Source organism: Ectopseudomonas khazarica, from assembly GCF_017915135.1.
GTDB classification, from domain to species: Bacteria; Pseudomonadota; Gammaproteobacteria; order Pseudomonadales; family Pseudomonadaceae; genus Aquipseudomonas; species Aquipseudomonas khazarica.
Genome location: NZ_CP068551.1, coordinates 1,505,254 through 1,518,185 on the forward strand (window position 1 = coordinate 1,505,254; position 12,932 = coordinate 1,518,185).

A 12,932-nucleotide genomic window follows, 5' to 3' on the forward strand; every position below is an offset into this window, starting at 1 on the left:
GAAATGAATGAAAAAAAGCCCGTCACGAGGACGGGCGCAAAGTGCCGTAAACACACAGGAGTCGATAGGACGCAGTGAGGCGTCGGAAATTACAGGATCGACAGCGGGTAGTTGATGATCAGGCGGTTCTCGTGCAGGTCCTGGCCAACGTCGCGGCGGACGTTGGAGTTACGCCAGCGCACGTTCAGGTTCTTCAGCGTGCCTTCCTGGATGGTGTAGGCCAGCTCGGTCTCGCGGCTCCATTCCTCGGCGTCGGTACGGCCGCCGGTGTGGATGTTGGAACCACTGGTGTAACGGTTCATCAGGGTCAGGCCGGGAATGCCGAGGCCGGCGAAGTTGTAGTCGTGACGCAGCTGCCAGGAGCGCTCCTGCGGGTTGTCGAAGGCCGACAGGTAGCCGTCGTTGACCAGCGAGCCGCCGCTGGCGCCGTCGATGCGCAGGAACTTGGTGTCACCGCTCAGGCGCTGGTAGGTGACCTGGAAGGTGTTGTTGCCTTTCTTCGCCGACAGCGCGCCCTGGTAGACCTTGTTGTCCAGGTCGCCGGCCTTCGATGCGCCTTCGTCCTTGCCGTTGAAGTAGCCGAGGTTGGCGCCCAGCACCCAGTCACCCACCGGCTGGCTGTGGGTCAGCTGCAGGAAGCTCTGCTGGTAGACGTCTTCCAGGCGCGCATGCCAGGCGCCGACCATGGTGCGGTTGTCATTGAAGCGGAACTCACCGCCGCCGAAGTTGAAGTCGTCGCCTTTCACCCCGCCGAAGGACATGTCTTCGCGGCTGGCGTCATGACGCTGGCTGTTCTTCCAGAACTGGCCGCCGTACAGGGTCAGGCCGTCGATCTCGCTGGAGGTCAGCTGGGCACCCTGAAAGGTCTGCGGCAGCGAGCGACCGTCGTCCGCGCGCAGGATCGGCAGTACGGCGAACCATTCGCCGACCTTCAGCTCGGTCTTGGAGATCTTGGCCTTGGCGGCCACGGCCGTGCGGCCGAACTGGTCAGCGGCTTCGCCATCGTCATGGATGGGCATCAGGTTGGTGTTGGCGGCGCCACGGTTGCCATCGAGCTTGAAGCTGTACAGGCCGAGCACATCGAGGCCGAAGCCGACGGTGCCTTCGGTGTAGCCGGAGCGGGCATCGAGGATGAAGCTCTGGGTCCAGCCTTCGGCCTGGCCCTGGCGTTCGCCCTGGATCCGCGGGTCGGTGCCGTTCAGGTAGTTGCGGTTGAAGTAGTAGTTGCGCAGGTTCAGCGAGACCTTGGCGTCCTCGATGAAACCGGCGGCATGCGTCGTGGCAGGCAGGATCAGCGCCAGTGCGGTGCTGCCGAGCAGCGCCAGGGGAAGGGTGTTGCGTGCAGTCATTGTTGTTGTGCTCCCAGTTTTTGAACGAACCGTCCCCTGCTGGCTGGTGGCAGCCTGCATGTCGGGTTGGTGGTTGAAGTGCCCCGCAGGGCAGGCCGGCCTGAAGCGACCGGTCATTGCCGGTGGCTGGGGTCAGCCTCCGGCGAATCCGCTTCTGTGGTGTGTGGTGGCGATGGCTGCCGAGCAGGTGAGGCGCTGCTGTGCTGGGGAAGAGGCGAGAGTGGTCATGTCCTGGCCCTGATTCTTGTTGTTATTGTTTGTCATATGTCGTCATACAACTGATCGGATTATCGACAGCCTTTTTGTCGCTTGTCAACGCATGGCTAGACGAAAGTCTGAGGGGCGTTCTCCCTGTATCTTGCGGTTTGTCTGCGCTATCCAGGTACGGGCTGGCCTTTCCAGGGGGCTCGGGCAATCTGCTGGTATCGATGTCGTTGTGTGATAACGTATGACAACTTCCCCGATGTCGAGCGCTTGCCCATGCCCCACTGCCTGATCGAAGCGGCCCGCGAGGTGGCTGAGCTGATTGCGCCGCAGGTGCTGTTGCAACTGGTGCATGAGCAGACGGCCGCCAGTGGCCTGTTCCGCCCGGACGAGATCAAGGTGCGCCTGAGCCTCCACGAGCATCATTGCGTCGGGGGCGAGCCGGGGCCTTTCGTGCACCTGATCTTCTACCTGCTGTCCGGGCGCAGCGATGAGGACAAACGGGCCCTGTCGCGCCGCATCGTGCGTGCGCTGGTGCAGCGCTTGCCTCAGGTTCCGGCGATTTCCCTGGACATGCGCGAGATGCAGCGCGAGCTGTTCAGCAACCGGCGCAACTGCCAGGACGACTAGTGCGCTCGAGCGAGGCCGTCAGTCGACTTCCAGCAGGCGTGCGCCCGTGCCTTGCTGGCCCAGGGTGTCCTGGGGGTTGCGCAGCGGGCAGTCCTGCATCGACAGGCAACCGCAGCCGATACAGCCGGTGAGCTGGTCGCGCAGTCGTGTCAGCTGCCTGATGCGCGCGTCGAGGTCGTTGCGCCATTGCGCCGACAGCCGCTGCCAGTCGGCGGCCGTGGGCAGGTGGTCGCTGGGCAGGCTGTCCAGTGCCGTGCCGATGTCGGCCAGTGGCACACCAAGGCGTTGCGCCACCTTGATGATCGCCACGCGGCGCAGCACATCGCGTCGGTAACGCCGCTGGTTGCCGGCGTTGCGCTGGCTCTGGATCAGTCCCTTGGACTCGTAGAAGTGCAGGGCAGATACCGTCACGCCGCTGCGTTCGGCGACCTCGCCGACGCTGAGCGGGCGTTCGTGGATGCAGCGTGGCGCTGTCATGAAAGAATCCTGTTGACCTCATGTTAAGTTGAGGTTTTACCCTTGCTGGCCTGGATAGACAACACCGAGGGTATTCCCATGCAGGACCGCATTCGTCTGGTACTGATCTACGGCAGTGTGCGTGAGGAGCGCTTCTGCGACCAGGTGGTGGCCTGGGCGCGCGAGCAGATCGAACAACGCAGCGAGTTCGAGCTGAGTCTGGTCGATCCGGCCGTGATGTTCCGCCAGCCCGATGAGGCGCCGGCCACCGCACAGCAGCGTCATCAGTCGCTGCAGCAGTTGTTGCGGGCAGATGCCTTTCTCATCGTCACGCCGGAGTACAACCACGGCTATCCGTCGGCGCTCAAGCAGTTCATCGATGAAGTGCCGGCGTCCTGGGATGCGCGGCCGGTGGGCTTCGTCAGTTATGGCGGGGTGTCGGGAGGGCTGCGTGCCGTGGAGCAGTTGCGCCAGGTGCTGGCGGAGTTGCACGCGATGACGGTACGCGGCTCGGTGAGCTTCACCAATGCCTGGGAACAGTTCGATGAGCGCGGCGCGCTGCGCGAACCCCGGCATGCCAATTCGGCGCTGGCACACACCCTGGTGCAGCTGAACTGGTGGGCGCAAACGCTGCGCGCGGGGCGCGAACGGGTGCCCTATGAGCGGATCAGGGGGTAGGGCGGGTGAAACCCGCCACATGCACCTGGCGGGCTCTCCCTTTCTGCGACTGGCCCTCTGCCGGATACGGAAGAGGGCGCAGGACGCGGATCAGCCGCGGTAGTAACGCTGCGCCACGAACGGGGTCTTGGCGACTTTCATGGCCACGCGCTTGCCGCGCACCACGGCCCAGACGTCGCTGTCGATGGCGACATGGCTGGCGTCTACGTAGCCCATGGCCACCGGTGCGCCGAGGGTCGGGCCGAAGCCGCCGCTGCAGACCTGGCCAATCACCTTGCCGTCCGCATCGACGATTTCCGCGCCTTCACGCACCGGCACGCGCTCCTGCGGCAGCAGGCCCACGCGCTTGCGCGCCACGCCTTGCTGTTGCTGGGCGAACACGCGTTCGGCGCCCGGGAAGTTGCCGGCGCGCTCGCCACCTTCGCGGCGGACCTTGGACATGGCCCACAGCAGGCTGGCTTCGATCGGCGTGGTCGCGCTGCTCATGTCGTGGCCGTACAGGCACAGGCCGGCTTCCAGACGCAGCGAGTCGCGTGCGCCCAGGCCGATGGCCTCGACTTCCACTTCGGCCAGCAGGCTGCGCGCCAGGGCTTCGGCCTGTTCGACGGCAACGGAGATCTCGAAGCCGTCTTCGCCGGTGTAGCCGCTGCGACTGACGATGCAGTCGCTGCCCAGCAGGCGTACGCGGGCGACCTGCATGAAGGTCATCTTGCTCACTTCCGGTGCCAGGCGGGCCAGCACGTCGACCGCTTTCGGGCCTTGCAGGGCGAGCAGGGCGCGCTCCTCGAACAGGCACTCGATCTGGCACTGGTCGCCGATGTGTTGCTGCAGGTGGGCCAGGTCCTGATCCTTGCAGGCCGCGTTGACCACCACGTACAGGGTGTCGTCACCCAGGTTGGCGACCATCAGGTCGTCGAGGATGCCGCCGTTGGCATCGGTGAACATGGCGTAGCGCTGCATGCCGGCCGGCAGGTCGATGATATCGACCGGGACCAGGGTTTCCAGGGCGCGCGCGGCGTTCTCGCCACGCAGCAGGATCTGCCCCATGTGCGACACGTCGAACAGGCCGGCGGCATCACGGGTGTGCAGGTGTTCCTTCATCACGCCCAGCGGATATTGCACGGGCATGTCGTAGCCGGCGAAGGGCACCATGCGCGCGCCGAGTTCGATATGCAGGGCGTGCAGCGGAGTCTTGGCGAGAGTTTCAGTGGTCATGTCGAGTTCCTGTTGGGTGCGCCGAGCGCACCGGTAGGGGCCGCAGCGCGGCCCGTTGTTCGTCGGTTATCAGTCAGCGTAGACCGGGAAGGTGGCGCACAGCTCGGCCACCTGGCCACGGACGCGCTCGATCACGGCCGGGTTTTCCAGGTCATCGAGGATGTCGCAGATCCAGCCGGCCAGGGTGCGGCATTCGCCTTCCTTGAAGCCACGGCTGGTCACCGCCGGGGTACCGATGCGGATACCGGAGGTGACGAACGGCGACTGCGGGTCGTTCGGCACGGCGTTCTTGTTCACGGTGATGTGGGCAGCGCCCAGCGCCGCGTCGGCCGCCTTGCCTGTCAGGCCCTGCTTGACCAGGCTGATCAGCATCAGGTGGTTGTCGGTACCGCCGGAAACCACGTCATAGCCACGCTCGACGAACACCGCCGCCATGGCGCGGGCGTTGTCGATCACCTGCTGCTGGTAGGCCTTGAAGCCAGGCTCCAGCGCTTCCTTGAAGCACACCGCCTTGGCCGCGATGACGTGCATCAGCGGGCCGCCCTGGGCGCCGGGGAATACGGCGGAGTTGAGCTTCTTCTCGATCTCTTCGTTGGCCTTGGCCAGGATCAGGCCGCCACGCGGGCCGCGCAGGGTCTTGTGTGTGGTGGTGGTGACCACGTCGGCGAAGGGTACCGGGTTCGGGTACAGGCCGGCGGCGACCAGGCCGGCGACGTGGGCCATGTCGACGAACAGCAGCGCACCGACCTGGTCGGCGATGGCGCGGAAACGGGCGAAGTCCAGCACGCGCGAATAAGCCGAGAAGCCGGCGACGATCATCTTCGGCTTGTGCTCCAGCGCCAGGCGCTCGACCTCGTCGTAGTCGATCAGGCCGTTCTCGTCGATGCCGTACTGCACCGCGTTGTACAGCTTGCCCGAGGACGACACCTTGGCGCCGTGGGTCAGGTGGCCACCGTGGGCCAGGCTCATGCCGAGGATGGTGTCACCGGCATTGAGCAGCGCCAGGTAGACGGCGCTGTTGGCCGAGGAGCCGGAATGCGGCTGGACGTTGGCGTAGTCGGCACCGAACAGCTGCCTGGCGCGCTCGATGGCCAGCGCCTCGACCTTGTCCACATGCTCGCAGCCACCGTAGTAGCGCTTGCCCGGATAGCCCTCGGCGTACTTGTTGGTCAGGCCGCTGCCTTGCGCCTGCATGACGCGCTGGCTGCAGTAGTTCTCCGAGGCGATCAGCTCGATGTGGTCTTCCTGGCGCTGTTCTTCGGCCTGGATCGCCGCGAGCAGGGCATCGTCATAACCCTGCAGTTGGTCGTGCTTGCTGAACATGGTGAGGCCCTCTTTATCGTTTTTCTCGGGATGCATCCGGCCCGCCCCGGTGAGGGGAGCCGAAAAATAGGGGAGGCTGGCATTGAACCGTCCCCTCTCCCGCAAGCGGGAGAGGGGAGGTTCATTACGCGTCCTGGTACGCCTCGATGGACGGGCAGGCGCAGACCAGGTTGCGGTCGCCGTAGACGTTGTCCACGCGGCCGACCGGCGGCCAGTACTTGGCCTCGATCAGGCTCGCCAGCGGGTACACGGCCTGCTCGCGGCTGTAGGCGTGGTGCCAGTCGCCGACCAGCTCCAGAGCCGTGTGCGGGGCGTTCTTCAGCGGGTTGTCGTCCTTGTCCAGACGGCCTTGCTCGACCGCGCGGATTTCCTCGCGGATGGCGATCATGGCGTCACAGAAGCGATCCAGCTCTTCCTTGGATTCGCTCTCGGTCGGCTCGATCATCAGGGTGCCGGCTACCGGGAAGGACATGGTCGGGGCATGGAAGCCGAAGTCGATCAGGCGCTTGGCCACGTCGTCGACGGTGATGCCGCTGGTGTCCTTGAGCGGACGGATGTCGAGGATGCACTCGTGTGCCACCAGGCCGCCTTCACCGGAGTACAGCACCGGGTAGTGCTCTTCCAGGCGACGGGCGACGTAGTTGGCGTTGAGGATCGCCATCTGCGAGGCACGCTTGAGGCCATTGCCGCCCATCATGGTGATGTACATCCAGGTGATCGGCAGGATGCTGGCGCTGCCGAACGGCGCGGCGCTGACCGCACCTTCCTTGCGGGCCATGTTGGCGTGGCCGGGCAGGAAGGGGGCGAGGTGCGACTTGACGCCGATCGGGCCGACGCCCGGGCCGCCGCCGCCGTGCGGGATGCAGAAGGTCTTGTGCAGGTTCAGGTGCGAGACGTCGCCGCCGAACTGGCCCGGGGCGCAGAGGCCGACCATGGCGTTCATGTTGGCGCCGTCGATGTACACCTGGCCGCCGTTGTCATGAATGATCTGGCAGATCTCGCGGATGCCTTCCTCGAACACACCGTGGGTGGACGGGTAGGTGATCATGATCGCGGCGAGACGATCCTTGTGCTCTTCGGCCTTGGCCTTGAGGTCGGCGATGTCGACGTTGCCGCGTGCATCGCAGGCCGTCACCACCACGCGCATGCCGGCCATGGAGGCGGTTGCCGGGTTGGTGCCGTGGGCCGATTGCGGGATCAGGCAGATGTCGCGCTGATCGTCGCCACGGCTCAGGTGATAGGCACGGATGGCCAGCAGGCCGGCGTACTCACCCTGGGAACCCGCGTTGGGTTGCAGCGACACGGCATCGTAGCCGGTGGCCGCGCAGAGCATGGCTTCCAGTTCGCTGGTCAGATGGCTGTAACCGGCTGCCTGCTCGACCGGAGCGAAGGGGTGCAGGTTGCCGAACTCCGGCCAGGTCACCGGGATCATCTCGCTGGCGGCGTTGAGCTTCATGGTGCAGGAGCCCAGCGGGATCATGCTGCGGTCCAGCGCCAGGTCCTTGTCGGCCAGCTTGCGCAGGTAGCGCATCAGTTCGGTTTCGCTGTGGTAGCGGTTGAACACCTCGTGGGCGAGGATCGCCGACTGGCGCAGCAGGCCTTCCGGCAGGCGGCTGGCGATCTGTGCGGCCAGGTCGCTGACGGCAGGGGCGGCCTGCTCACCGGCGAACAGCGCCAGCAGCGCCTCGACGGCGGCCTGGTCGGTGGTTTCGTCCAGCGACAGACCCAGACGCTCGGCGTCGATCTCGCGCAGGTTGATGCCGGCAGCACGGGCCTTGGCATGCAGCTCGGCGGTCTTGGCGCCAGTCTTGATGCTCAGGGTGTCGAAGAAGTGCTGCTGCTCGACGCTGTGGCCCAGCTTGGTCAGGCCCAGGGCGAGGATGGCGGTGAAGCTGTGAACGCGCTGGGCGATCTCGGTCAGGCCTTTCGGGCCGTGGTACACGGCGTACATGCTGGCGATGTTGGCCAGCAGCACCTGGGCAGTACAGATGTTGCTGGTGGCCTTCTCGCGGCGGATGTGCTGCTCGCGGGTCTGCATGGCCAGGCGCAGGGCCGGCTTGCCGAAGCGATCGACCGACATGCCGACCAGGCGGCCCGGCATGTCGCGCTTGAATGCATCGCGGGTGGCGAAGTAGGCGGCGTGCGGGCCACCGAAGCCCAGCGGGACACCGAAGCGCTGGGCGCTGCCCAGGGCGACGTCGGCACCGAACTCGCCCGGCGGGGTGAGCAGGGTCAGGGCCAGCAGGTCGGCGGCCACGGCCACCAGGGCGCCGGCGGCGTGGAAGCGCTCGACCAGGGCGCGGTAGTCGAAGATGTCACCGTTGCTGGCCGGGTACTGCAGCAGCGCGCCGAAGTAGGCGCTGGCATCGCTGATGGCGGCTTCGTCGCCGACTTCCACTTCGATACCCAGCGGCTCGGCACGGGTGCGCAGCACGTCGAGGGTCTGCGGGTGGCAGTGCTGGGAGGCGAAGAAGGTGTTGCTGGCCTTGTTCTTCGACAGACGCTTGCAGAAGGTCATGGCCTCGGCGGCTGCGGTGGCCTCATCCAGCAGGGACGCGTTGGCGATCTGCATGCCGGTGAGGTCGCTGATCAGGGTCTGGAAGTTCAGCAGCGCTTCCAGGCGGCCCTGGGAAATCTCCGGCTGGTACGGGGTGTAGGCGGTGTACCAGGCCGGGTTTTCCAGCAGGTTGCGCAGGATCGGGCTCGGCGTATGGGTGCCGTAGTAGCCCTGGCCGATGAAGTTCTTGAACTGCTGGTTGCGTGCAGCGATGGCCTTGATCTTGGCCAGGGCGTCGGCTTCCGACAGACCCGGCTGTTCGCCGAGGATGCTGGTGCCCTTGATGCTCTCGGGGATCACGCTGTCGGTCAGTGCGTCGACCGAGTCATAGCCGAGCAGCTGCAGCATGGCAGCCGTATCGGCATCGCGCGGGCCGATGTGGCGGGCGATGAATTCGTTCTGGGTATCGAGCTTGGTCATGGCGGTCACTCAGGCGTCGGCGTTGGCATTCAACAGACGATCATAGCCGGCCTGGTCGAGGAGGTCGGCGAGAACGGCGTTGTCGGCCAGGCGCATACGGAAGAACCAGGCCTTGTCCAGGGGCGATTCGTTGACCAGCTCGGGGCTGCCTTCCAGGTCGCCGTTGAGTTCGACGATCTCGCCGTCCAGCGGCATGACGATGTTGCTGGCAGCCTTGACCGACTCCAGTACCGCCACTTCCTCGCCCTGGGCGTAGGACTTGGCTTCCGGCAGTTGCACATAGACCACGTCGCCGAGCGCATCCTGGGCGTAATGGGTGATGCCGACGGTTACCAGACCATCGTTGTCCAGACGCAGCCATTCGTGATCGGCGGTGAAACGCAACTCGCTCATGTCAACTCCTCAAAGGGTAAAGGTGTCCGCTTCTAGGTGGCGGGCAGGTGATGGAGTGTTAGCAATGCCAGTGCCAGTATTAAAAATATCAATAAAATCAAAGATTTAAATTGTTTTCTGGTGCTTTGTGCAAAATGGTCTAGGTTGTTCTGGAACGTTATCGATACGGATTGTCGCGTCGTAAATGGAAAAGTTTGCGTCGCGCCAGGCGCACTGCGGCTTCTGCCTGTTTGTTGCGTATTCGTTACAGTGGAATGATTTCGATACGTTGCTTGTCCGGAACCGCTGATCACCTCGGCAGGTCCCTATGCAGACCGTTAATCGACAAGGAGCTCGAACCCTCATGAAACCTCTGATTCCCCTGGCCTTCGCACTGCTCGGTGCCGCCTCCGTACAGGCCAGCGAGACCATCACCGTGACCATGCAACAGGCGACCGAGAAGGGACCGGGTGCGGCGGTGGGTACCGTGACCATCAGCGAGTCCGCTCACGGCCTGGTCTTCACCCCGAACCTCAAGGGCCTGGAGCCGGGCATCCATGGTTTCCATGTACATGCCAAGGCCAGCTGCGACGCGGTGGAGGCGGACGGCAAGCTGACACCGGCCGGAGCCGCAGGTGGTCACTGGGATCCGAACGAGGCCGGGCGCCATGGCTTCCCCTGGGAAGATGACGCTCACCTCGGCGACCTGCCTGCTCTGTACGTCGGGGCGGATGGCAGTGCCAGCCAGCCGGTGCTGGCACCGCGACTCGAGCATCTGGAGGCATTGCGCGATCATGCGCTGATGATCCACGCCGGCTCCGACAACCACGCGGACCACCCGCAGCCGCTGGGCGGTGGCGGTGCACGCGTTGCCTGCGGGGTGATCAAGGCACCGGCCAGCTGACCGCACTCGGGCGGTTTCAGGTTGGGTCAGCGGCGCCAGTCAGCGCGCGGCCAGGCAGCGCAACTGCCGTGCGCCGCATGATCCAGCAGAAGGCAGTGTTCGAGGCTGGCGGCTGGTTCGTCCAGCGGGGCGCTGCGTTTGCCGGGCGTGGCCTCAGTGCTTGCCGGGTATGCCGTACTTGCGCAGGCGCTTGGCGATGGCGGTGTGCGAGGTGCCCAGGCGTGCGGCCAGTTGCCGACTGGAGGGATGGCTGGCGTAGAGTTTCTCCAGCAGCGCGCGTTCGTAGTCGTCCATTGCCTGTTCCAGGCTGCCGACTTCCCCGTCGACCCTGGGTGCCACCTCGGTGCCGGCGATATCCAGGTCGTCCATCTCCACCCAGTTGCTGTCGCAGATGGCCGCCGCGCGGAAGATCACGTTCTGCAACTGGCGCACGTTGCCCGGCCAGCGCCCGGCCAGCAGCGCGGCGAAGGTAGCCGGCGCCAGGCGGCAGGGCAGGCGCTGGATCTGCGCGCAGGCCTGGGCCATGAAGTGCTGGGCCAGCAGCAGGATGTCCTGGCCCCGCTCGCGCAGCGGCGGCACTTCCAGGTTGAGCACGTTGAGGCGATAGAACAGGTCTTCGCGGAAGCTGCCCTCGGTGACCATCTGCTCCAGGTCGCGGTGGGTGGCGCTGAGGATGCGCACGTCCACTTTCACTTCGCGATCGCCACCGACGCGGCGGAAACTGCCGTCACTGAGGAAGCGCAGCAGCTTGGCTTGCAGGTAGGGCGACATTTCGCCGATCTCATCGAGAAACACCGTGCCCTGGTTGGCCAGCTCCAGCAGCCCCGGCTTGCCGCCGCGCTGGGCGCCCGTGAAGGCGCCGGGGGCATAGCCGAACAGCTCGCTCTCGGCCAGGTTCTCCGGCAGGGCGGCGCAGTTCAGTGCCAGGAAGGGCGCACTGCGACGCACGCTGACGGTGTGGCAGGCGCGCGCCACCAGCTCCTTGCCGGTGCCGGTTTCGCCGTGGATCAGCAGCGGCGCGTCGAGCGAGGCGACACGCAGGGCGCGGGCCTTGAGCGCACGGATCGGCGCCGACTCACCGAGCAGCGAATCGAACCCTTCCGCGTGGTCGTGATGCAGGGCCGCCAGGCGTTCACCCATGCGGCTGGGAGCATAGAGGGTGAGCAGGCCACCAGTGAGACGGCCATCCTCGGTGATCGGTTGGGCATCGAGCAGCAGGGGCTGGCCGGCGAAGTGCACCTCGCGCAGCGGCTGGTGGAAGCCGGCGCCGAGCAGCGATTGCTGCAGCGCCTCGTCACTGAACAACGCGGCGATGCTCTGCCCCTCGGGGGCGCGCCCGCACAGGTCGACCAGTGCCGGGTTGGCCAGTAGCACGGTGGCGCGATCGTCCACTGCCAGCACCGGGTCGGGCATGGCGGCGAGCAGGGCGTCCAGCTGCAGGCGGCGGCGCTGTCCCGGAAGAATGTCCACCACTTCCACGCTGCGCACACCATGCACCTGCAACAGGGCGCCCTGCAGTTCCTGCAGCACCTCGGCGCTCAGCGTCGGCGCGTCGATGTAGACGTTCGGCGGTACCATTTCCACCGCATCGAGGTTCAGATTGCGCCCGCCAAGCAGCGCCAGGACTTCCTGGGTGATGCCGACGCGGTCGATGAAGCTGACGTGGATGCGCATTGATGAAGGTCGAAATGGGCGAACAGGCGGCGATTATGCCTGCTCCACCCGTGCTGAGGAAAAGGACAACAGAGTGATGACAGAAAAACCAGGCCGCGCTGATTACCGCCGTGAGCATCAGGCCCGCGCCGAAGCCGAGGCTCGGCGCCTGCTGGCGCGCAAGGCCGAACTGCAGGGGCACTGGCTGTCCTGGGTAGCGCAGGAGCTGTACCAGCTCAGTCCCCCGGAGTTCGCCAGCATGGTGCGGCGCGAGTTGCAGCGCTTGGCGGAGTAGGCCCTGGCCCGGATGTAATCCGGGAAGCGACGCCAGGCGGTGTCCCTGGGGGGCACCTGGGCTACCGAGGCGTAGATGCGTGGGAGTGCTTCAGGCGCGACCTCGAGGAGGCGCGTTTATTTCAGGACCTAGGTACGCTTGCGCGCGCAGCGGCTCATGTCCACTTGGCTCACATGGGAATTGCCCCAACCCATGACACACGCTACCCGCTGATTGCGCTGGCGCTCCCAGGGTTCTACCGGGTAGGCCTTGTTCCACGCCTGGTAGAGCTGTCGATCCTGTTTCGACAGGCGCAGCTTGTAGCGGTCGGCCATGTAGAAGTAGGTGCGTGCGATCATTCCGCGAATCGCCGGGCGTGGCATCACCTTGCGCGCCTTGAAGTCCACCACCGTCTGGCAGCGGCCATACTGGTGCGGTTTCTGCGGCAGCCAGGCGAAGCTGTAGTTGCTGCGGTCGCCGTTCACCTCGCCGATGCTCGGCACCAGGTTGTGCAGGTCGGCCTCGGCCTTGCGGAACTGGGTATCGTTGGCGGCGCAGTTCTTGCGCCCACCTTTCTGCCAGCATTGGCGCTGATGGCCGATTACCCAGGCCGGGACGATGTGTTCCCACTCGATACGCCGAGCGCGATTGGCGTTCTTGCGCGGCGTGTAGCCGCAGGAATGCAGGTCCACGCGATTGCCACTGTATTTGCAGCCGCAATAGAACTCGGTCGACTGCTTGGCGTACAGCGGCCAGGCCAGGCGCTTGGCCTCGGCAAAGGTGGCAGGTGCGGCGTGGAGGGAGAGGCTGGCGAAACAGCAGAGCAGGGGGAGTAGGCGTCGAATCATGGGGCGGCAGAGTAGCCGCCGATATGTCTCGTGGGAAGGTTAAACGCGA

At 65.5% G+C, this 12,932-nt stretch carries 12 protein-coding genes; 4 read left to right on the forward strand and 8 right to left on the reverse strand.

All coding sequences use genetic code 11. From position 1 onward, the window contains the following. Positions 1 to 89: 89 nt before the first annotated feature. A complete protein-coding gene (locus JLK41_RS06955) occupies positions 90 to 1,349 on the reverse strand; it encodes an OprD family porin (RefSeq protein WP_037056988.1) in 1,260 nt (419 codons plus the stop codon). 480 nt (positions 1,350 to 1,829) lie between these two features. Here JLK41_RS06955 and JLK41_RS06960 point away from each other — a divergent pair, with 480 nt between their 5' ends. After that, positions 1,830 to 2,183, forward strand: coding sequence for a 5-carboxymethyl-2-hydroxymuconate Delta-isomerase (locus JLK41_RS06960; protein ID WP_210390652.1), 354 nt, complete (start codon positions 1,830 to 1,832; stop codon positions 2,181 to 2,183). 18 nt (positions 2,184 to 2,201) lie between these two features. Here the strand turns inward: JLK41_RS06960 and soxR are convergent, their stop codons facing one another. Continuing rightward, positions 2,202 to 2,660, reverse strand: coding sequence for a redox-sensitive transcriptional activator SoxR (soxR, locus tag JLK41_RS06965; RefSeq protein ID WP_037056995.1), 459 nt, complete (start codon positions 2,658 to 2,660; stop codon positions 2,202 to 2,204). Between the two features lie 42 nt (positions 2,661 to 2,702). Here soxR and JLK41_RS06970 point away from each other — a divergent pair, with 42 nt between their 5' ends. Beyond that, positions 2,703 to 3,317: an NADPH-dependent FMN reductase gene (locus tag JLK41_RS06970; protein WP_230622741.1), complete on the forward strand. Its 615-nt coding sequence runs from the start codon at positions 2,703 to 2,705 to the stop codon at positions 3,315 to 3,317. Positions 3,318 to 3,407: 90 nt separating this feature from the next. On the opposite strand, the gene gcvT is transcribed toward JLK41_RS06970, so the two are convergent. From gcvT to gcvH, 4 genes are all read right to left on the reverse strand, one after another. Beyond that, complete coding sequence (gene gcvT, locus JLK41_RS06975; protein ID WP_037056998.1) at positions 3,408 to 4,532, reverse strand: glycine cleavage system aminomethyltransferase GcvT; 1,125 nt, start codon at positions 4,530 to 4,532, stop codon at positions 3,408 to 3,410. A 69-nt stretch (positions 4,533 to 4,601) separates the two neighbouring features. Beyond that, positions 4,602 to 5,855, reverse strand: a complete 1,254-nt coding sequence (gene glyA / locus JLK41_RS06980) for a serine hydroxymethyltransferase (protein ID WP_152488183.1) — start codon at positions 5,853 to 5,855, stop codon at positions 4,602 to 4,604. A 124-nt stretch (positions 5,856 to 5,979) separates the two neighbouring features. Next, positions 5,980 to 8,832, reverse strand: coding sequence for an aminomethyl-transferring glycine dehydrogenase (gene gcvP, locus JLK41_RS06985; RefSeq protein WP_210390653.1), 2,853 nt, complete (start codon positions 8,830 to 8,832; stop codon positions 5,980 to 5,982). Positions 8,833 to 8,841: 9 nt separating this feature from the next. Next, the gene (gcvH, locus tag JLK41_RS06990; RefSeq protein WP_037055368.1) at positions 8,842 to 9,225 is read right to left on the reverse strand and encodes a glycine cleavage system protein GcvH; all 384 of its coding nucleotides are present in this window, start codon (positions 9,223 to 9,225) and stop codon (positions 8,842 to 8,844) included. Between the two features lie 343 nt (positions 9,226 to 9,568). On the opposite strand from gcvH, the gene sodC reads away from it, so the two are divergent. Next, complete coding sequence (sodC, locus tag JLK41_RS06995) at positions 9,569 to 10,108, forward strand: superoxide dismutase family protein (protein WP_037055370.1); 540 nt, start codon at positions 9,569 to 9,571, stop codon at positions 10,106 to 10,108. Between the two features lie 153 nt (positions 10,109 to 10,261). Here the strand turns inward: sodC and JLK41_RS07000 are convergent, their stop codons facing one another. Beyond that, entirely contained in the window at positions 10,262 to 11,782 is a 1,521-nt protein-coding gene (locus tag JLK41_RS07000; RefSeq protein WP_037055373.1) for a sigma-54-dependent transcriptional regulator, read from the reverse strand. 76 nt (positions 11,783 to 11,858) lie between these two features. On the opposite strand from JLK41_RS07000, the gene JLK41_RS07005 reads away from it, so the two are divergent. Next, positions 11,859 to 12,056 (forward strand): hypothetical protein, encoded by a 198-nt coding sequence (locus JLK41_RS07005; protein WP_210390654.1) that lies wholly within the window; start codon positions 11,859 to 11,861, stop codon positions 12,054 to 12,056. Positions 12,057 to 12,184: 128 nt separating this feature from the next. Here JLK41_RS07005 and JLK41_RS07010 read toward each other — a convergent pair whose 3' ends face one another. Continuing rightward, entirely contained in the window at positions 12,185 to 12,883 is a 699-nt protein-coding gene (locus JLK41_RS07010) for an endonuclease (RefSeq protein ID WP_134677416.1), read from the reverse strand. Positions 12,884 to 12,932 lie beyond the last annotated feature (49 nt).